The organism is Rhizobium acaciae (genome assembly GCF_025941625.1).
Lineage (GTDB): Bacteria > Pseudomonadota > Alphaproteobacteria > Rhizobiales > Rhizobiaceae > Rhizobium > Rhizobium acaciae.
Window position 1 is genome coordinate 520,551 of sequence record NZ_JAPCZO010000001.1, and the last position, 18,943, is coordinate 539,493.

Sequence of the window (18,943 nt, forward strand, 5' to 3'; positions counted from 1 at the left end):
TTAAACCTTTTGCCACTACGGTCGCAGCATTGAATGGAGCGCGAGGGAATCGCGTTCAAGTGCTGGGGCGTCGCGTGATCGTAGAAGCTTTCCTTCGTTGGATCGAAACGGCCAAGACCGGTGACCGGGCCCGGGCTGCAAACGCCCTCGGGCGCGCCTATCTGCAGTCCGAAATGTCCGCGGATGAGCGGGCGGCTGCCGAAATGGCGATGACTTTTCTTCTCGACGATCCGTCGCCGCGCGTGCGGCTTGCGCTTGCCGAGGCGATCGCCTGGTCGCCCGATGCGCCGCGCAACCTTATCCTTTCGCTTGCCGAAGACCAGCCCGAGGTCGCCTGCCACGCGGTGACCTGCTCGCCGCTTTTGAGCGACGCCGATCTCGTCGACCTTGCCGCGCGCGGCAACGGCGCCACCCGCATGCTGATCGCCGCCAGAGCGTACGTGACGCGCCCGGTCTCCGCCGCTCTTGCGGAGGTCGGCGACGAGGAAGAACTGCTCTGCCTGCTGGAGAATGACGGGGCGGTGATCTCCAGCCTATCTTTGAAACGCATCGCCGAACGGCTCGGCGACTGCTGCGATATTCGCAACCTGCTTCTCGACCGCAGCGATCTTCCCGCCGATGCCCGCCAATTGCTGACCCAGCATGTCAGCAATGCGCTGGTCGGCCTGCCGCTGGCGCAGGCGGCGATCGGCCTGCAGCGGCTTCAGCGCATCAGCCGCGAAGCGACCGAGGCGGCCATCGTTTCGATCGCCGGCGATATCGCCCCGCGCGAAATACCCGATCTCGTCCAGCATCTGCGCGTCAACGGCCGGCTGACGCCGTCCTTCCTGATGCATGCGCTCTGTGCCGGTAAGGTGGATTTCTTCGCCGGTGCGATCGTCGATCTGACCGCGTGCAGCGAGCGCCGCGTGCGTTCGATCCTGGCAACCGGGCGCATGCATGCCGTGCGCGCGCTCTATGAGTCCGCCGGCCTGCCGAGGGATATCAGCGTGATCTTCGTCGAGGCGACGATGCTGTGGCGCGACGCCGCCAGAAAAGCGCCGGGCATCGTGCTCGGCAATGTCTGCGGCCGTCTTCTCGAAAAATTCCGCCATCAAGACGCGCATGGCGCGATCGGCGAGTTGCTCGACATGGTGGAAAAGCTGCACGTTAACGAGCAGCGACAATCGGCCCGCGTCTACGCGGCGCTTGCGGCCGCTTAGCGCGATATTTGTTGTCGACCGATTCGTGAATCTCATCCCGCAGATCGGTGCCGAGAGCTTACGCGTGTTGTAGCCGATCACGCTGGAAGTCGTCATTCAATTGCATTACATTGCATCTTGTTCAAGGAGGCCGACATGGCATCAAACGCACTCGTTCAAACTCGCATAGATGCTGCGGTCAAGGATCGCGCCACGGCTGTTCTGGAAAACATGGGCCTGACCGTCTCGGATGTCGTCCGTATTCTGTTGACCCGCACAGCGAATGAGGGAGCTCTTCCGCTGGAGCTTATCAGCAACAGTGACGCTTACGATGCGTGGTTTCGCGGGAAAGTCCTGGAAGCTCTCCATGACACGCGACCGGATGTTGACGATACCGAGGTCGAGACCGGTTTTGAGAAGAGGCGCGAGGCGGCACTTCGGAAGAGCCAGGTCGATCGATCGTGAGGCTTGTCTGGGCGAGGTACGCGTTGTCCGACCGAGAGAATATTTTCACATATATTGAGATTGAGAATCCAAGGGCGGCAGTTCATGTTGACCAGAAAATCGTTCTTGCTGTTCGCCGCCTCGTCGAATTCCCGGAAAGCGGAAGGCCGGGAAGAATCGCGGGCACACGGGAGCTGGTAATCCCAAGCACGCCTTACATCGCCGCGTATGTGGTGCATGAAGACCGAATCCGTATTCTTCGCGTCCTCCACGGCGCCCAGATTTGGCCTGACGCCATATCAACCGACTGATTTTTCATCACATTAAAACAAGCAGGGCGCTCTGTATGCGTCGGATGCGCGGCCGCCTAATCAGCCAGCCGCGTCACCACCCAGGAATAGCTGGCGGAGACGAAGTGCACGGGTTTGGTCAGTGTGTCCTTGACGCTTCTGCCCGAGGGCAGGTGGGCGCGGACCTGCCCAGCGATGCCTTCAGCAAAACCGGCAATCCTTCCTGCGGGTTGGGGCGCGGCCACGGCAACCTCGGGCGCGGCGGCAGGCACGGGCGCCGGTTTCGGCGGCTCGGCGGCGGCGACGGCTTTCGGCGCCTCGCACACCGCGATCACCGAGGGATAATTGACATTCACATAGGTCTTCAGGCGTCGTTCGGCTTCGGCATCGCAGGCGGCAACGGTTTCCCAGCGTTTATCGACCGTCGCGACATAATTGCATTGGCTGATGGAATCGTCGCAGCCGAGAATGGTCATCGCGATCAGCACCGCTTGCATATTCTGCTTCCTTGATTATTGAGCACCTCATCGTCTTAGAGGGCGCAATTCCAACCGAATGAAGGCAAGGACATTAACTCTTCGTCATATCGGGGAAAATTTTGTCCCGCGCCGGCAGAGGGAGCCAGCATGTCCGTCACCATCGCTCTTGAACCGCCACGCCAAGAGGGCGTCATCCGGCTTCTCGATCTCTCCGATGCCTATGCGCAATCGCTCTATCCGGCTGAAAGCAACCATCTGGTCGACCTTTCGGTGCTGGAAAAGCCTTCGGTGAGCTTCCTGGTCGCGCGCAATGGCGATGCGATCGTCGGCTGCTGCGCGCTGGTCGAGGCCGGCGACGGCACGGCGGAGATCAAGCGCATGTTCGTCGATCCCGAGGCGAGGGGGCTGAGGATCGCCAGCGGCCTGATGAATGCGCTCGAAGCAATCGCAGGGGAAAAGGGGCTGACGGCGATCCGGCTCGAAACCGGCATCTACCAGCCTGAGGCGATCGCTCTCTACCGCAAATACGGATATCGGGAAATCGAGCCTTTCGGCAGTTATCTGCCGGACCCGCTCAGCCTGTTCATGGAAAAGCGGCTGGGGTAGCCGGTCTGCGAAGCCATGTTCAGCCTTCGGCGACCCTCGGCATGGTTTTCGGCGAACCGGGGACCGGCGGCGGGGCCTGTTCGTCGATGATTATCTGCGGACCGGTTTCGCTCTTGTCGGCGTTGCGGGCTTCGTGGATCCATTCGCGCCAGATGGCGACGATCAGCGCCATCAGCACCGGGCCGATGAAGAGGCCGAGGAAACCCATCGTCTTGACGCCGCCGACGAGGCCGAAGAAGGTCGGCAGGAAGGGTAGCTTGATCGGCCCGCCGACGAGCTTCGGCCGCAGCGTCTTGTCGACGATGAAGAGCTCGACCGTCCCCCAGACGAAGAGACTGATGCCGGCGACATGTGAGCCGCTCGCCAGCAGATAGATGGAGACCAGCGTGAAGGAGAGGGGCGCACCGCCCGGTATCAGCGCCATCACGCCCGTCAGCACGCCGAGCGTCACCGGCGAGGGCACGCCGGCAATCCAGTAGGCAAGACCGAGTACGATGCCTTCGCCGATGGCGATCAGCGTCATGCCCATGACGGTGGAGCTGATCGTCGCCGGCACGACGCGGGAAATGCGCTCCCAGCGGTTGGGCAGGATGCGCTCGCCCAGCATGTCGATCTGCTTGGAGAAGGAGAAGCCGTCGCGATAGACGAAGAACAGCGCGATCAGCATGAAGAGCAGCGTCAGCAGCAGGTGGAAAGCGCCGCCGCCGGCCGCCAGCACGGCACGGTATATGTTACCGATATTGGCGCCGCTGACCGCCTGGATGACCTCGCCGAGCGCGCCGGGACTGCCGATATATTTTGTCCAGACTTCATCGAGATAGGCGCCGGCCCACGGCAATGCGACGATCCAGTCGGGTGTCGGCGCGCCGGCGCGGTTGGCGTGGATGGCCCAGGCGACCCAGGTGCGCACTTCGCCCGTCGTATAGGTCACCGCAAGCCCGATCGGGATGACCAGGAAGGTGATGATCAGGATGATGGCGATGGTCGCGGCGATCGTCGTATTGCCGCCGACGCGGGCAAGAAGCTTGCGGTAGAGCGGCCAGCTGGCAAAGCCGATGACGAGGGCTGCGAGCACCGGCACGAGGAAGCCGTAGAAGAAATAAACGCCGGCAGCGACGACCAGGACCAGCAGCCAGCGCGCCGCCGAAATGGAGGGAATCAGCGGCGTGCGCGTCTGCGCCGACGATCCGAGCCATCGCGGTTCATGATTGCTTTTCTGACGGTCGAACACACCCACGCGCGCCTCTTCTTTTTCTTGTACTCTGGTTATGGGCCATCACCCCGGCGGTTTCAAGGTCCGCACCATGAAAGCGTATACAAAGCGTCGCTAGTCGACCTTCAGACCCGGGCGTCTTACTGCTGCGGACGGCTGAGAACCTTGAAGGCATAGAATTGCGTCTTCTGGCTGGTCGAGAAATTATTGTCCGAGCCGAGAATGAGAACATCGGTGCCGTCCTTGGCCTTGCCGAGAGACATCGCCTCGATATTGTCTGGAACGAGGCCGATCGCCCTCAAATCGAGGACCTGGCTCTTGCGGACGGGGACGACGCGCTGGTCGTTTTTGGCGAGCGAAACGATAGCGGATACATCGGTGGCATCAGTCAGATCCATCATCATGATCTTGATGTTGTTGCCGAAGCCCTGGGCATAGCTGCGTTCGACGGCGAGCAGGCGGTGATCGTCGAGGGCAAGAATCTCGGACATGCCGTTGTCATTGCCGCCGTCGGCCTTGGTGGCTGCCTGCGGGATCGGTGAGACGGGGTAGACGTACTCAGCCTTGGGCTCGCCGGTGGCGCCGTCGTAGCGGACGATGCGCGACAGGCTGCCTGACGTCAGCGAGGATTTCGGGCCATCCTGGTAAAGGGCGGCTTCGACACCGACGAAAACATCGCCGGAAGGCGCGATGGCAAGGTCCTCGAAGGCGAGATTGTCGCGGATGCCGGTCGACTTGTCCGCGGTCGGCGCAAAGCCCTCCGGCAGCTTGAATTCGCGGAAGAAGGAACCGTCCGGCGACGCGACGCGGACGAAGGGTGCCAGCAGCGCCTTGCCGTCGCCTTCGCTGCCCCAATAGATGCCGTCCTTGCCGAGGCGGATCGATTCCGGATCGACGGTCCGGGCAGCGAAGGGCTCGCCGTTCTTGTCCTTCAGGGTGACCTGCTTGACGACCGAAACGCCCTTGATGCCCGACGCGTCGAGATCGACGTCGAGTTCATAGAAACGGGCAGAGCCTCTTTCCGAGCGGTCGTCGCTGACGGCGATATAGTGGCCGGTGGCGGCATCGAAATCGAGGCCGGAAATACCGCCGAATTCGACGCCGTTTTCCATATGGCCGGTCGGGATGACGAATTCACCGAGATAGGAGAGCGAGATGCCGGCGGCGCAATCGCCGAAGGGGCAGGCGGTCTCAAAAGTGGTGCCGATATCGGTGGCGCTGACGGTGCTGGACAGGAGAACGAAAGCGGCAGTCGCGAGAAAACGCTTGGTCATGACAAATATCCGGCAAGGGTTGAAAACGGTTCGACCGGCGCAAATGCTCCCCCGGGGAAGGCGCGCCGACCGCTTCATGCGCCGGTTGTTTGACGGAGTTGTTACGGTTCTTCGTCAGTTCCGTGAAATCGTCGATGCTAAAATGCGGCGCGTCGAACCCGTCTCTATCCGACCGTCTGGCGCGCTCGATGGCATACCCTAGTGAGAAACCTATCGAGGTACTGGCCATCTTGCCTGTAACATATTGATATCAAGCGTCGTAGATTGGAAAACACACTGAGACTTGGCCAACCAAGCAGCCAGAAATGGCCAACGAAAACGGCCCACAGAAAAGCCGGGTGCGCGACGATAGAAGGGTATTTCTCCAGCTGTAAACGCTGGCGGCACACTAGCGTCGTCAAGCCTCTTCTTCATCGTCCATAGACGAACTCGATGCATTCCGGCGAGCCGATCCGACGAACAGTATTCATGCATGAATGTTTCGACGACCTCCAGCTTGATTGCCCATTGAGGGAGCTGAACCGCACCGGTTTTGCCGGAGGCTCCAACTTCTGAGAGAGTGGAGCCGATATGAGCAAGACTACGAACAAGTTTTCATATGAGGTCAGTGAGCGAGCCATCCGCATGGTGCTGAATCACGAAAGTCGAGTACCACCTTGCCGAACAGCCCACCGGTCTCCATCCTTCGCTGTGCCTCCGCCGCCTGCGCTAGGGGGTAGGTAGCGGCAACGATTGGGACGATCTCGCCGCCGAGCCGCGGCAGGACATGTTGTCTGAAACGATCGACCATCGCCCGTTTTACGTCCCGAGACCGTGACTTCATGACCGTCCCCATGATCTGCAGATGTTTGTGCAGCACGATATCGAGCGGGATTATCGCGTCGCCGTCGCCGCCGAGCAGGCCAACCTGTACAAGCCGTCCGCCGGGTGCGAGGCTGCGGATGTTTCGAGCAAGATATGCGCCGCCGACGAAGTCGATCACGAGATCTACGCCGCGCGAAGCAGTGAAGTTGATCACCTCGGCTTCGAAATCGCTTCGGCGGTAATCGAAGACTGCCGCCGCGCCGAGTGACAGGACCCTTTCGACGTTTTCGTCAGACGCGGTCGCCAGCACACTAGCGCCAGCGGATCTTGCGAGTTGAACGGTAGCCGAACCAATGCCGCCCGCCGCCGCGTGGACGAGAACCGTCTCTGCCTTGGCGACCTGCCCGAGATGGGCGAGAGCCTCCCAGCCCGTCACGAAGCTTTCCATGATGGTGGCCGCCTCGATGAACGAAAGACTTTCGGGGATCCGCGCTGCCATGCCGCTGTCGAGACGAGCGTATTGAGCATATGCACCACCCCCCACGATTCCCATGACGCGATATCCAACTCCGTAGTCGCGGACGCTCTCACCAACAGCCACAACTTCTCCGGCGACTTCCAAACCTAGAATGGAGCTGTCTCCATAGGTTTGGCTGCCGTAGACACCCTCGCGCTGGAGGATGTCGGCTCGATTGACTCCTGCAGCCCTCACCTTGACCAGGAGATCGTCTGGCCGGATGTCGGGCAGGGGAGCTTCGGCCAGTCTGAGAACCGCTGGACCGCCGAAGTCATCGAAAACGATCGCCTTCATCGCACGACCTCACTTGGCCAGTGCGCGGCGGGCAATGCTCGCGGCGAACAGCGGGGTCTCGCGTCTGTTGTGGTCGCCGCCAGCGGCCTGACGGGCAGCTGCCGCATCCTTGTATTCGACGCCATGTTCCGCGAGGAAGTCCATGAAGGCCTCAGTCGGATGAGCGGTGACGCGGTTGGTGTAGCGGGTGCGGCTGTCGTCGACCTTCTCGGCGATCAGCTCCCAAACTACGTTGACCTGGGTGCGGCCGTTTGCGGTGAACACGTCAGAGATGGAGTTCATGCGGCAGTAAGCGGGCTCAGCCACTTCGGCTACATAGTGCTGGACCACCAGGCCTGCCCCGATCTGTTCGACGTTGATCGACATCCTGCGACCATCGTCCGTCCAGGCTACTCCTGCTGCGATGTGATCGGGCGGGCAGCAGCGCAGATACTCGGCTTCAGGCAGATTGAAGAGCCAGTCCGCGATGTTGACCTTTTCGAGAGGCACCTCGATTTCGGCGGAGTATGCCGACTGCGAAAGAATGTCTTCTAGGACCTTGACCATTGTGTTGTTCCTTCTGTTGATTGGGGGTGTTGCCCGTTGACGAGAAGGAATGTGCGCTTAGTGCCTGCAGATGATAACGAACTGAATGCTCGAAACGGTTTTGCGTCGTAGGCAAAGATGAAGGATCCCAGGTTCGCCGAGCATCTTGCTGTCTATGTCGATGTCGTCAGGACAGGCAGCTTCTCCGCCGCGTCGCGACGCCGAGCAGTGACACCCTCAGCCATCGTCCGCCAGATTGACGCTTTGGAGCAGGACCTTGGCGTCAGTCTCCTGGTTCGATCGACGCGTGCATTGGCACTGACTGATGCCGGGAGCCACCTGTTCGACAGGGCGCAGCTTCTCGATGACCTCGCCGATACCCATGCCGAGGTCGCGGCGTTCGATGACGCAGTCACGGGCACGCTGCGGATCGCCTGCTTTCCAACCTTTGGGAAACGGTACGTGATCCCGGTTCTCGCAGCGCTTGCCCAACAGCATCCGGATCTTCACGTAGAACTCGATTTGACCGAGCGGCTTGCCGATCCTGTCGCCGAGAGGCTCGATCTCGTCGTCCGTATGGGCGAACTGCAGGACAGTTCACTGATCGCGACAAAGCTGGCGCCATTGAACAGGATCCTGGTTGCGAGCGAGGGATATCTCGCTGTTCATGAGACACCGAGGGTCATAGGGGACCTCCGAAAACAGCGCCTGCTGGACAAGCTCCACGGAAACGATCTTTTGGGATGGTCGGACTTGTTCGGCACGTCCGCCGGACACGCCAGTAACAAAGTCGCTTTTCGATCCGATGAATTCGAGGCGCTAAACGGAGCGGCTCTTTCCGGTATGGGCATTGCATTCCTTCCCAGCTGGGTGGCGGGACCCAGCGTGAAGACAGGCGGGCTTGTTCGACTGCTTCTTGAAGATGAGCGGTGGAACGAGCGCCCTTCAGGGATCTACCTCCTGCGGGCGCTTCAGATGCCATCAGCAAAAATCAGAGCCTTCTCCGAGGCGCTCAAGGCACATATTGGCACGCCTGCCCACTGGGACTAGGGAAAGACGCCGCAGTGCGGGGGCTTCGACCGATCCCGCGCGCGGCGTAGCCGGACTTGGCGTGGCCAGATTCACCTATATCTGGCCACTTTTAGCTTGGATTGTCACCTAGATATCGAGGTTTTCGGCGAAAGCCGCGCGGTCCTGGATGAAGCGGAAGCGGGCTTCCGGTTTGGTGCCCATCAGATCGTCGACGGCGCTGCGGGTGCCTTCGAAATCCACCTCGTCGATCAGCACCTTGAGCAGGGTGCGTTTGGACGGATCCATGGTGGTTTCCTTAAGCTGGGCGGGCATCATTTCGCCGAGGCCTTTGAAGCGGCTGATCTCGACCTTTGCCTTGCCCTTGAACTCCGTCTGCATCAGCTCGGCGCGATGATTGTCATCGCGGGCATAGGCGGATTTCGAGCCTTGAGTGATCTTGTAAAGCGGCGGCACCGCGAGGAAGAGATGGCCGCCACGCACCAGCTCCGGCATCTCCTGATAGAAGAAGGTGATGAGCAGCGAGGCGATATGGGCGCCGTCGACGTCGGCATCGGTCATGACGATGATGCGCTCGTAACGCAGGTCCTCGTCGCGGTATTTCGAGCGCGTGCCGCAGCCGAGCGCCTGGATGAGATCGGCGAGCTGCTGGTTGGCGCCGAGTTTTTCGCGGCCGGCGCTGGCAACGTTAAGGATCTTGCCGCGCAGCGGCAGAATGGCCTGATTGGCGCGGTTGCGCGCCTGCTTGGCCGAACCGCCTGCCGAATCGCCCTCGACGATGAAGAGTTCAGCGCCTTCGGCGGTGTTCTGCGAGCAGTCGGCGAGCTTGCCGGGCAGGCGCAATTTGCGCACCGCGCTCTTGCGGTTGACTTCCTTTTCCTTGCGGCGGCGCAGGCGCTCCTCGGCGCGTTCGATCACCCAGTCGAGCAGCTTGGCCGACTCGTTCGGATTGTCGGCAAGGTAATGGTCGAAGGGGTCGCGCAGCGCGTTCTCGACGATGCGTTGGGCCTCGACTGTCGCAAGCTTGTCCTTGGTCTGGCCGACGAATTCCGGCTCGCGAATAAAGACCGACAGCATGCCGACGGCCGAGATCATCACGTCGTCAGTGGTGATCTGCGCGGCGCGCTTGTTCTGCGTCAGCTCGGCATAGGCCTTCAGGCCCTTGGTCAATGCGATGCGAAGGCCGGCCTCATGCGTGCCGCCTTCGGGCGTCGGGATGGTGTTGCAATAGGAATGCACCTGCGGATCGCCGCCATACCAGGTGATCGCCCATTCCATCGAGCCGTGGCCGCTGGTCTTCTCGGTCTTGCCGGCAAAGATCTCGCGGGTGACGGTGAACTCCTTGCCCATCGTCGCCTGGAGATAGTCCTTCAGGCCGCCGGGGAAGTGGAACACGGCCTTGTCAGGGACCTCGGAACCTTCGGGCAGCACGCCCGCCTCGCAGCTCCAGCGGATCTCGACGCCGCCGAACAGATAGGCCTTGGAGCGCGCCATACGGAAGACGCGGGCGGCGTCGAACTTCATGTGATCCCCAAAGATCTGGGGGTCGGGATGGAAGCGCACGCGGGTGCCGCGGCGATTGTGGACGTCGCCCAACTCTTCGAGGCCGCCCTGCGGCAGGCCGCGGGAGAAACGCTGGCGGTAGAGCTTGCGGTTTCGCGCCACCTCGACCTCGAGGTCGTCGGAGAGCGCGTTGACGACCGAAACGCCGACGCCGTGCAGGCCGCCCGAGGTCTCATAGGCCTTGCCGTCGAATTTGCCGCCGGCATGCAGCTTGGTCATGATGACTTCGAGCGTTGACTTGCCCGGCACCTGCGGATGGTTCTCGACCGGGATGCCGCGGCCGTTGTCGGAGACGGTGAGATATCCCTCGAGGTCGAGATAGACCTCGATGAAATTGGCGTGCCCGGCGACCGCCTCGTCCATCGCATTGTCGATGACTTCGGCAAAGAGGTGGTGCAGCGCCTTTTCATCGGTGCCGCCGATATACATGCCCGGGCGCATGCGCACCGGCTCAAGGCCTTCGAGGACGCGGATCGACGAGGCGCCGTAATCGTCCGAGTTCGAGGCGGCGGGCGCCGGGCGTGCGGAGGCTCCGGCAGCAGAGGGTGCTGCCGCTGCGGCGAGCGCAGCCGTCACCGGCGGCCGTTCGGCGGGCGCCGCAGGCTTCTGCGCCTCCTCGCGTTTTTCAGAGAGGGGCATTCCGGAAAAGAGGTCGTTGCTATCGTCCATGGAGCCGTTCAGATCTTCATCCTGTCTTAGGTCTGGCTTGGGCGGGCATCCGCCGCCGACCCAAAATCACCGCATTTCATGCCACGTTTGCGAATCAGGCAGATTTTGCCAGAAAGCACCTCTATACGCGACACCGCCTGTTTTGGCGGGCTTTTCCCAAATGATTTGCGTTGCCGGGCGCGGAATGGCAAGCGGCGGCAGGCTTCAGGAACCATCCGAATGCGAATGTCCACAAGTCATTGCACCATCATCACCGTAATTGCGGCGTTTTTCTTGTCCGCGGCCGTCCTGTCCGCTGTTGGTCCGGCAGAGGCAGCCGACGCTTTGCCGCCTTTCAAGGACGATCTGTTTTCCAAGCAGTCCGTGTTGGAGACAGGCGACGGCGGCGCCTTCGAGGTCATCGACTATGACGAGATGCGCGATATCAACGGCCGCGACCAGATCCCGCAAAAGCGGGTGCAGCAGAAATATGTGGCGCTCGGCATCCGCAAGGCGCAAGCGGACGAGACGCTGTCTCTCGACGGCATCAAGCTCGATGTCACCAGGGTGGGACCGGCCGGAAATGCCGCCTTCACGGTGATTTTCATCCATGGGCGCGATGGCGACCGGCGGCTCGGGGCCAACGACTTCAGCTTCGGCGGCAATTTCAACCGCCTCAAGAACCTCGTCGCCGGCAATGGCGGCGTTTATTATTCGCCGACGGTCAGGAACTTCGACAGCAGCGGCGTTGCGGCGATCAGCGGCCTCATCCGCTATGCCAGCGCGCAATCGCCCGGCCGGCCGGTCATCCTTTCCTGCGCCTCGATGGGCAGCCAGGTTTGCTGGGGCGTTGCGCGCGAAAGCGACAGCGTCAAGCGGCTGAAGGGCATGCTTGTTATGAGCGGGGTCACCGATCCCGATTTCACCAGAAGCGCCTTCTACAAGGCGAAGCTGCCGCTCTGGTTCGCCCATGGCAGCCGCGATCCGGTCTATGCCGCCGCTAACCAGCAGGCCCTGTTCGAAAGCCTGCACAAGGCAAAGTATCCGGCGCGTTTCACGCTGTTTCAGACCGGCAATCACGGGACGCCGATCCGGATGATCGACTGGCGCAGGGTGCTGAACTGGATACTGGCCGGCTAGAGTGCATCGAGCCGATGCGTGGATTCAAAATGCTACCTTGGCGTGTCTGAAAAGACACGCGGCGCTGTAGCGGACGATTTTCGGCAGAAATATGCGCGGGATCGCAGAGATTCCCCTTACGTCAAGGGCATGATGCTTTTCTTTGCTGCAAGCTTTTGATATTGCCCAAGGCATAAGCAGATTGTGGAAGGCCAGCATGACACCTGATGTGCGCCCGCTTGTGGCGGGAAACTGGAAAATGAATGGCATGCGTGCCTCCCTGGATCAGATCAAGACGATCGCCGAGGGTGTGCGCCCGCCGTTGGCCGACAAGGTCGAAGCGCTGATCTGCCCGCCGGCGACGCTGCTCTATGTAGCAACGGCGCTGTGCACCGACAGCCCGCTGGCGATCGGCGCTCAGGACTGCCATCAGAACCCATCAGGTGCGCATACCGGCGACATCTCGGCCGAGATGATTGCCGATTGTTTCGGCACCTATGTCATCGTCGGCCATTCCGAGCGGCGGACCGACCATGCCGAAACGGATCATCTGGTACGCGCCAAGGCGGAGGCCGCCTTCGCCGCAGGGCTGACGGCGATCATCTGCATCGGCGAGACCGCGGATGAGCGCCGGACAGGCCAGGCGCTCGACGTCATCAAGCGCCAGCTTTCCGCCTCGGTTCCGGACGGCGCCACCGCTGAGAGCACGGTCATCGCCTACGAGCCGATCTGGGCGATCGGCACCGGCGTGACGCCGACATCAGGTGATGTCGAAAAGGCGCATGCCTTCATGCGGGCAGAGCTTGTGGCTCGCTTCGGCGACCAAGGCCGCAAGATGCGTCTTCTCTATGGTGGCTCGGTCAAGCCGGCCAATGCCCATGAGCTGATGGGCATTGCCAATGTCGACGGCGCGCTGATCGGCGGAGCGAGCTTGAAAGCGGCCGACTTCCTCGCCATCTACCGGGCCTATGAGGCGCTGCTCGCCTGAGGCATTTTTTATTCCTGGGTTTATTCACGGGTTTATTCCTGGCCGAAGGGCTTGGAATAGATGAAAGCCTCATGTAAAGAGCCGCCAGAATTCTTAACTTTGTCCGTTTCCAGGCGGGCAGGACTGGACCCATGCAGACCGTATTGATTGTCATCCATCTCATGATCGTGCTCGCCCTTGTCGGCGTCGTGCTCATCCAGCGCTCGGAAGGCGGCGGCCTCGGCATCGGCGGCGGTTCCGGCTTCATGTCGGCCCGCGGCACGGCCAATGCGCTGACGCGCACGACCGCGATCCTTGCGACCCTGTTCTTCCTGACTTCGCTCGGCCTCGGCATCCTGACGCGTTACGAGGGCCGTCCGAGCGACATTCTCGACCGCATTCCGGCAACAGGCGGCCAGGGCAACGGCATTCTCGATTCGCTCGGCGGAGCCCAGGCTCCGGCAACCCCGCCGGCCGGCAACGGCGTTCCGAGCAGCGGCGCGGCAGCACCAGCACCGCAGGCTCCCGCCGCTCAAGCTCCGGCAACTGGCACTCAGGCCCCGGCGGCCACAGCGCCTTCAACGACTGCACCGGCAACGCCCGCAGCTCCGGCTACGCCCTCCGGCGTCCCGACGGGACAGTAAACCGGTCTTCGACATAAACCGCCGGCAGGCCCTCGGGTCTGCCGGTTTTCTTTTGTTCAGATTTCTGCGCCACGCATCGAAAGTTCTGGAAAAGAATTTTTGGGCTGGTGGAATCGTTTTTGAAAAGGTATCCGGTGAATCCCATGGCGCGATACGTATTCATCACTGGCGGCGTGGTTTCCTCTCTCGGAAAAGGAATTGCGGCCGCGGCTCTCGGAGCGTTGCTGCAGGCCCGTGGATATCGGGTTCGGCTTCGCAAGCTCGACCCCTATCTGAACGTGGATCCGGGCACGATGAGCCCAACCCAGCACGGCGAGGTCTTCGTCACCGACGACGGCGCGGAAACCGATCTCGATCTCGGTCACTACGAACGCTTCACGGGGCGTTCGGCGACCAAGACCGACAACATCACCACCGGCCGCATCTACAAGAACATCATCGACAAGGAACGGCGCGGCGACTATCTCGGCGCGACGGTGCAGGTCATTCCGCACGTCACCAATGAGATCAAGGATTTCGTCATCGAGGGCAATGACGACTACGACTTCGTCATCTGCGAGATCGGCGGCACGGTCGGCGACATCGAAGCGATGCCGTTCATGGAGGCGATTCGCCAGCTCGGAAACGACCTGCCGCGCGGCACTGCCGTCTACGTTCACCTGACGCTGATGCCCTATATTCCTGCGGCCGGCGAGCTCAAGACCAAGCCGACGCAGCATTCGGTGAAGGAACTGCAGGCGCTCGGCATTCATCCCGATATCCTGCTGGTGCGGGCCGACCGCGAAATTCCGGAAGCCGAACGCCGCAAGCTCTCGTTGTTCTGCAACGTTCGCCCGTCCGCCGTCATCCAGGCGCTCGACGTCGCCAATATCTACGATGTACCGATTGCCTACCACAAGGAAGGTCTCGACGACGAAGTGCTCGCGGCCTTCGGTATCGAGCCTGCGCCGAAACCGCGGCTCGACCCGTGGGAAGAGGTCTGCAACCGCATCCGCACGCCGGAGGGCGAGGTGACGATCGCGATCGTCGGCAAATATACCGGCCTCAAGGATGCCTATAAGTCGCTGATCGAGGCGCTGCATCACGGCGGCATCGCCAATCGCGTCAAGGTCAATCTCGAATGGATCGAGTCCGAGGTCTTCGAAAAGGAAGATCCGGCACCCTATCTCGAAAAGGTGCACGGCATCCTCGTGCCAGGCGGTTTCGGTGAACGCGGTTCGGAAGGCAAGATCCATGCTGCCCGCTTTGCCCGCGAGCGCAAGGTGCCGTATTTCGGCATCTGCTTCGGCATGCAGATGGCGGTCATCGAGGCGGCGCGCAATCTCGCCGACGTGTCCGGTGCCTCCTCGACCGAATTCGGTCCGACGAAAGAGCCGGTGGTCGGCCTGATGACCGAATGGGTCAAGGGCAACGAGTTGCAGAAGCGTACGGCAGCCGGGGATCTCGGCGGCACGATGCGCCTCGGCGCCTATAAGGCGGCGCTGAAGAAGGGCACGAAGATCTCGGATATCTACGGTTCCACCGATATTTCCGAGCGTCACCGCCATCGCTACGAGGTCAATGTCGACTACAAGGATCGGCTCGAAAACTGCGGCCTCGTCTTCTCCGGCATGTCGCCGGATGGCGTGCTGCCGGAAACGATCGAATATCCCGATCATCCCTGGTTCATCGGCGTACAGTACCACCCGGAACTGAAGAGCCGGCCGCTCGACCCGCATCCGCTGTTTGCCAGCTTCATAGAAGCGGCGACGGAACAGAGCCGCCTCGTCTGACGACTGACAGCACCAGATCGCGTTGTTTCAGACGCGATCTGGATAACATCCAAGCCTGCGCTAACTTGCCGGCATGACCCCTTCACGCAGCACGACCGTCTCACGCTTCATCGCAGCGCCGCGCGAGCGCATCTACCGCGCCTTCCTCGATGCAGATGCGGTCGCCACCTGGCTTCCGCCTGATACCATGAAGGGCATCGTCCATGCCTTCGAGGGCAGGGAAGGCGGCACCTTCAGCATGTCGCTCGTCTATTCCGACGACGAGACATCGCAACCGGGCAAGACCTCCGACAAGATAGACAGGTTCGAAGGTCGCTTTGCCAAGCTCGTGCCGGATGAACGGATCGTCTGGGCAACGGTCTTCGATTCCGAGGACGAGGGCTTTTCCGGCGAGATGACCGTCAGCACGATGTTGTCGCCTGTGGATGGAGGTACCAATGTGACGATGGTCTGTGACAATATTCCGTCCGGGATCCGCCTCGAAGACAATGAGGAAGGGTGCCGCTCGACGCTCGGCAATCTGGCCGCTTTCGTCGGCGGTTAGGGATCGGCGGCAGGACATGCTGCCGCCGAATTCAATCTTCACGCAGCCGCCGGTAGCGGCCCGATATAGACCGAGCGCGGCCGGATCAATCGGCCGTCGAGCGCCTGTTCGCGGGCATGGGCCAGCCATCCGACGGTGCGGCCGATCGCGAAGACGCCGGTGAAGGCCTCGCGGGGAAAGCCGAGCGCTTCGAGCAGCAGCGCGGTATAAAACTCGACATTGACGTCGAGCGGCCGGTTCGGCTTGCGTGCCTTCAGGATCGCCAATGCAGCGACCTCCACGGCTTCCGCCAGAGCGCCGCGGGCGCTGTTTACCTGTCCGGTTGATATCAGCGGCTTCAGCGCACCCTTCAGCGCATCGGCGCGCGGATCGCGGACGCGATAGATGCGGTGGCCGAAGCCCATCAGCCTTTCGCCGCGGTCGAGCGCTTCGCCGAGCCACGGGTAAGCATTCTCCGCCGTTCCGATCGCATCCAGCATGTCGAGCACCGGACCGGGCGCGCCGCCATGCAGCGGCCCTTTCAGCGCGCTCACCGCCGCGAGTACGGAAGAGGTGAGGCCGGCCTGCGTCGAGGCAATGACGCGCGATGCGAAGGTCGAGGCATTGAGGCCATGGTCCGATATCGTCACGAGATAGGTGGCGAGTGCCGCTGTCTGCTCCCCGGTCGGCAATTTTCCGGTCAGCATGCGCAGGATATCGGCCGCCTGCGACAGCGAGGCGTCGGGCGCGATCGGTCTTTTGCCGCGTTGCAGCCGCAGGATCGCCGGCAGGAAAACTGCGGGCGCAGCCAGAAGGCTGAGAGCGGTATCGAAATCCTCGCCGTCGGGCAGGCGAGCGATCAACGCCCGCATCGCATCAACAGGAGGCAAAGCGAGCAGAGCGGCATCGGCGGCCTTGATATGGCCGAAAATCCTCGTTCGCGCCTGCGCCAACCAGTCGCGCAATTCCGCTTCGTCGAAGCTTTTTTCCATCAGCCCATCGAGCAATAGGGCGGCGACGCCTTCATAGGTGCCGTCTGCAACCAGGTGATCCAGCGATACGCCGCGGATGATCAGTCGTCCCGCTTCGCCATCGACATCCGAAAGCTGCGTTTCGGCAGCAATGACATCTTCCAAGCCGTTTTTCATGTTGTTTCTCCTTTACGGTCCGGATGATCCGACCTAGTTTCATTGACGTCAATCTTGACGCAATTGATCAATGTGAGGCTCCGATGTCGTGGCTGACCGCCGAGGAGGCGCTACAGGCGCTGAAGACCAAGCCGCAGACGCTCTATGCCAATGTCAGCCGCGGACGCATCCGCGCCAAGGCGGATCCCGCCGACCCGCGCCGAAGCCTCTACCAGGCTGCCGACGTACAGCGGCTTGCCGAACGCCATGCCGGCCGCCGCAAGACCGAAACGGTCGCCGCCGAGGCGATCCGCTGGGGCGATCCAGTTCTCTCCTCGGCAATCTCGACCATCATCGGCGGACGGCTTTTCTATCGCGGAAAGGATGCGGCCGGTTTCGCTGAAGTTGTGACACTTGAGCAGACGGCGGCACTGCTCTGGAACGGCGCGGAGCCACCCTTCTCCAGCCGCGGGACCGGACATGCCTCTCCGTCGCTTCAGGCGGCGTTCCTGGCGCTGGCAGGGCGGGTGACATCGGATCTGCCGTCGCTCGGCCGCTCGCAGGCAGCACTTCGGCGTGAAGCAAGCGGGGTTCTCTACACAGTCGCCGATGCGCTGGCGCCTGGGCCTTCCGACCGGCCGCTGCATCTCAGGCTTGCGGCAAGCTGGCAGCGGCCGCATGCTGCCGATTGCCTGCGCCGCGCGCTGGTACTGCTTGCCGATCACGAACTCAACGCCTCGGCCTTTGCGGCGCGGGTCACGGCGTCGGCAGGTGCAGCCCTTTCGGCCACCGTGCTGTCCGGTCTGGCGACGCTGACAGGGCCGCTGCACGGCGCCGCCTGGCAGGGCGTCGGCGCCTTGATCGAGACCGCGTCCACCCTTGGGGCGGAGCAGGCGATCCGCCGCACGCTTGCCCAGGGCAATCGCCTTTCGGCCTTCGGCCATCCGCTCTATCCCAATGGCGATGTCAGGGCCTTGGCGCTGCTGTCGCACTTCCCCCTGCCGCCGCAATTTGCCGAGGTCCGGGAAGTGGGCGAGGAGATGGTCGGCGAGGAGGTCAACGTCGATTTCGCACTTGCCGCGATGGCCGCCGCCTTCGATCTCCCGAGGGAGGCGCCGATCATCATTTTCTCGCTTGCCCGTTCAGTCGGTTGGCTTGCCCATGCAATGGAACAGATCGACAGCGGCGAATTGATCCGGCCGCGGGCGCGTTATACCGGACCGGCGGCTGAAACGGATAGTAGAGCGTAAGAATTCCGCCGGCGATTGCGCCTATTTGCTTTTTTGGTCTAGGGAAATATTTGAATTCGGCTATCATGCCTTAGATTGAAGAAGACAGTTGGGAAGAAGACGGTTGGCGGGCGCTTTCGAAAAGAGCTGTTCCGCACGGTCAAGGGGACTTTCCATGAATACGACGTTTAGCAGCCTGATTGCCGCCGCACTCGCTGCCGGCCTCATTCCGCATGGGGCGGCCTTTGCGCAGTCTGCCGGCTGCACGGTATCGCGTGATGCCGGGGCGCGACAGGTGCTCAGTTGTCCGGGCGGCGTGACGATGACGGCAGAGGCCGGCGCGGCCTACAGCCTCGTCGACCGCAACCGCGACGGCAGCCCCGATTCGGCATCGCTGCGCCGCAAGGCCATTCTCGTCGATGTCGATAACACCCAGCACGCCGGTGGTTTCCAGGTCGTGACGCCGCAGGCGATCGCGGCTGTGCGCGGCACCCAATGGGCTGTCGATGTCGCAGGCGGCCAGACCTCGGTGCTGGTCGTCAGAGGCAGCGTCGCAGTTCGAAGGCCGGCCGGCGAGCCGGTGGTGCTGTCGCCGGGCGAGGGCGTCGACGTTACCGCCGGAACCGAACCCCTCGTCGTACGTCGCTGGCCGGCGCCGCGCGCCGCTGCCCTTCTTGCCCGTCTCGGCCAATAAG

At 62.1% G+C, this 18,943-nt stretch carries 19 protein-coding genes and 1 pseudogene; 12 read left to right on the forward strand and 8 right to left on the reverse strand.

Annotated features, from left to right (window positions below):
• The first annotated feature begins 59 nt into the window (after positions 1 to 59).
• The 3 genes from OLZ32_RS02630 (at position 60) to OLZ32_RS02640 (ending at position 1,936) form a co-directional block, all read left to right on the forward strand.
• Positions 60 to 1,202, forward strand: coding sequence for a DUF2336 domain-containing protein (locus OLZ32_RS02630; protein WP_264395471.1), 1,143 nt, complete (start codon positions 60 to 62; stop codon positions 1,200 to 1,202).
• A gap of 135 nt (positions 1,203 to 1,337) precedes the next feature.
• The gene (locus OLZ32_RS02635; RefSeq protein WP_011652079.1) at positions 1,338 to 1,646 is read left to right on the forward strand and encodes a type II toxin-antitoxin system RelB/DinJ family antitoxin; all 309 of its coding nucleotides are present in this window, start codon (positions 1,338 to 1,340) and stop codon (positions 1,644 to 1,646) included.
• A complete protein-coding gene (locus OLZ32_RS02640) occupies positions 1,643 to 1,936 on the forward strand; it encodes a type II toxin-antitoxin system RelE/ParE family toxin (protein WP_027667450.1) in 294 nt (97 codons plus the stop codon). The genes OLZ32_RS02635 and OLZ32_RS02640 overlap by 4 nt, the downstream gene beginning before the upstream one ends.
• A gap of 56 nt (positions 1,937 to 1,992) precedes the next feature.
• On the opposite strand, the gene OLZ32_RS02645 is transcribed toward OLZ32_RS02640, so the two are convergent.
• On the reverse strand, positions 1,993 to 2,412 hold the full coding sequence (locus OLZ32_RS02645; RefSeq protein WP_264395472.1) for a hypothetical protein: 420 nt from the start codon (positions 2,410 to 2,412) through the stop codon (positions 1,993 to 1,995).
• Positions 2,413 to 2,541: 129 nt separating this feature from the next.
• Between OLZ32_RS02645 and OLZ32_RS02650 the strand changes: the two genes are divergently transcribed.
• Complete coding sequence (locus OLZ32_RS02650) at positions 2,542 to 3,000, forward strand: GNAT family N-acetyltransferase (protein ID WP_130787059.1); 459 nt, start codon at positions 2,542 to 2,544, stop codon at positions 2,998 to 3,000.
• Between the two features lie 19 nt (positions 3,001 to 3,019).
• Here the strand turns inward: OLZ32_RS02650 and OLZ32_RS02655 are convergent, their stop codons facing one another.
• The 4 genes and pseudogenes from OLZ32_RS02655 to OLZ32_RS02670 form a co-directional block, all read right to left on the reverse strand.
• Entirely contained in the window at positions 3,020 to 4,237 is a 1,218-nt protein-coding gene (locus OLZ32_RS02655; RefSeq protein ID WP_003539854.1) for an AI-2E family transporter, read from the reverse strand.
• Between the two features lie 116 nt (positions 4,238 to 4,353).
• On the reverse strand, positions 4,354 to 5,487 hold the full coding sequence (locus OLZ32_RS02660) for an esterase-like activity of phytase family protein (protein WP_264395473.1): 1,134 nt from the start codon (positions 5,485 to 5,487) through the stop codon (positions 4,354 to 4,356).
• Positions 5,488 to 6,190: 703 nt separating this feature from the next.
• Positions 6,191 to 7,102, reverse strand: a pseudogene (locus OLZ32_RS02665) (NAD(P)H-quinone oxidoreductase); the annotation flags it as partial.
• 9 nt (positions 7,103 to 7,111) lie between these two features.
• The gene (locus OLZ32_RS02670; RefSeq protein WP_264395474.1) at positions 7,112 to 7,648 is read right to left on the reverse strand and encodes a hypothetical protein; all 537 of its coding nucleotides are present in this window, start codon (positions 7,646 to 7,648) and stop codon (positions 7,112 to 7,114) included.
• 117 nt (positions 7,649 to 7,765) lie between these two features.
• Between OLZ32_RS02670 and OLZ32_RS02675 the strand changes: the two genes are divergently transcribed.
• On the forward strand, positions 7,766 to 8,677 hold the full coding sequence (locus OLZ32_RS02675) for a LysR family transcriptional regulator (protein ID WP_264395475.1): 912 nt from the start codon (positions 7,766 to 7,768) through the stop codon (positions 8,675 to 8,677).
• Positions 8,678 to 8,785: 108 nt separating this feature from the next.
• On the opposite strand, the gene parE is transcribed toward OLZ32_RS02675, so the two are convergent.
• A complete protein-coding gene (parE, locus tag OLZ32_RS02680; RefSeq protein ID WP_003539849.1) occupies positions 8,786 to 10,888 on the reverse strand; it encodes a DNA topoisomerase IV subunit B in 2,103 nt (700 codons plus the stop codon).
• A 219-nt stretch (positions 10,889 to 11,107) separates the two neighbouring features.
• Between parE and OLZ32_RS02685 the strand changes: the two genes are divergently transcribed.
• On the forward strand, positions 11,108 to 12,007 hold the full coding sequence (locus tag OLZ32_RS02685) for an alpha/beta hydrolase (RefSeq protein ID WP_264395476.1): 900 nt from the start codon (positions 11,108 to 11,110) through the stop codon (positions 12,005 to 12,007).
• 24 nt (positions 12,008 to 12,031) lie between these two features.
• Here OLZ32_RS02685 and OLZ32_RS02690 read toward each other — a convergent pair whose 3' ends face one another.
• Entirely contained in the window at positions 12,032 to 12,256 is a 225-nt protein-coding gene (locus OLZ32_RS02690) for a hypothetical protein (protein WP_172643621.1), read from the reverse strand.
• Here OLZ32_RS02690 and tpiA point away from each other — a divergent pair.
• From tpiA to OLZ32_RS02710, 4 genes are all read left to right on the forward strand, one after another.
• A complete protein-coding gene (gene tpiA, locus OLZ32_RS02695; protein ID WP_003539847.1) occupies positions 12,204 to 12,974 on the forward strand; it encodes a triose-phosphate isomerase in 771 nt (256 codons plus the stop codon). The genes OLZ32_RS02690 and tpiA overlap by 53 nt on opposite strands.
• Positions 12,975 to 13,105: 131 nt before the next feature.
• Positions 13,106 to 13,597 carry a preprotein translocase subunit SecG gene (secG, locus tag OLZ32_RS02700; RefSeq protein ID WP_264395477.1) on the forward strand — a complete coding sequence of 164 codons (492 nt, stop codon included), beginning with the start codon at positions 13,106 to 13,108 and terminating at the stop codon, positions 13,595 to 13,597.
• 143 nt (positions 13,598 to 13,740) lie between these two features.
• The gene (locus tag OLZ32_RS02705) at positions 13,741 to 15,369 is read left to right on the forward strand and encodes a CTP synthase (protein WP_003539844.1); all 1,629 of its coding nucleotides are present in this window, start codon (positions 13,741 to 13,743) and stop codon (positions 15,367 to 15,369) included.
• A 73-nt stretch (positions 15,370 to 15,442) separates the two neighbouring features.
• The gene (locus OLZ32_RS02710) at positions 15,443 to 15,913 is read left to right on the forward strand and encodes an SRPBCC family protein (RefSeq protein WP_264395478.1); all 471 of its coding nucleotides are present in this window, start codon (positions 15,443 to 15,445) and stop codon (positions 15,911 to 15,913) included.
• A gap of 38 nt (positions 15,914 to 15,951) precedes the next feature.
• Here OLZ32_RS02710 and OLZ32_RS02715 read toward each other — a convergent pair whose 3' ends face one another.
• Entirely contained in the window at positions 15,952 to 17,040 is a 1,089-nt protein-coding gene (locus OLZ32_RS02715; RefSeq protein ID WP_264395479.1) for a citrate synthase/methylcitrate synthase, read from the reverse strand.
• A gap of 83 nt (positions 17,041 to 17,123) precedes the next feature.
• Between OLZ32_RS02715 and OLZ32_RS02720 the strand changes: the two genes are divergently transcribed.
• Together OLZ32_RS02720 and OLZ32_RS02725 are read left to right on the forward strand one after the other, a co-directional pair.
• A complete protein-coding gene (locus OLZ32_RS02720; RefSeq protein WP_264395480.1) occupies positions 17,124 to 18,269 on the forward strand; it encodes a citrate synthase in 1,146 nt (381 codons plus the stop codon).
• Positions 18,270 to 18,423: 154 nt separating this feature from the next.
• Entirely contained in the window at positions 18,424 to 18,942 is a 519-nt protein-coding gene (locus OLZ32_RS02725) for a FecR family protein (protein ID WP_264395481.1), read from the forward strand.
• Position 18,943: the final 1 nt, after the last annotated feature.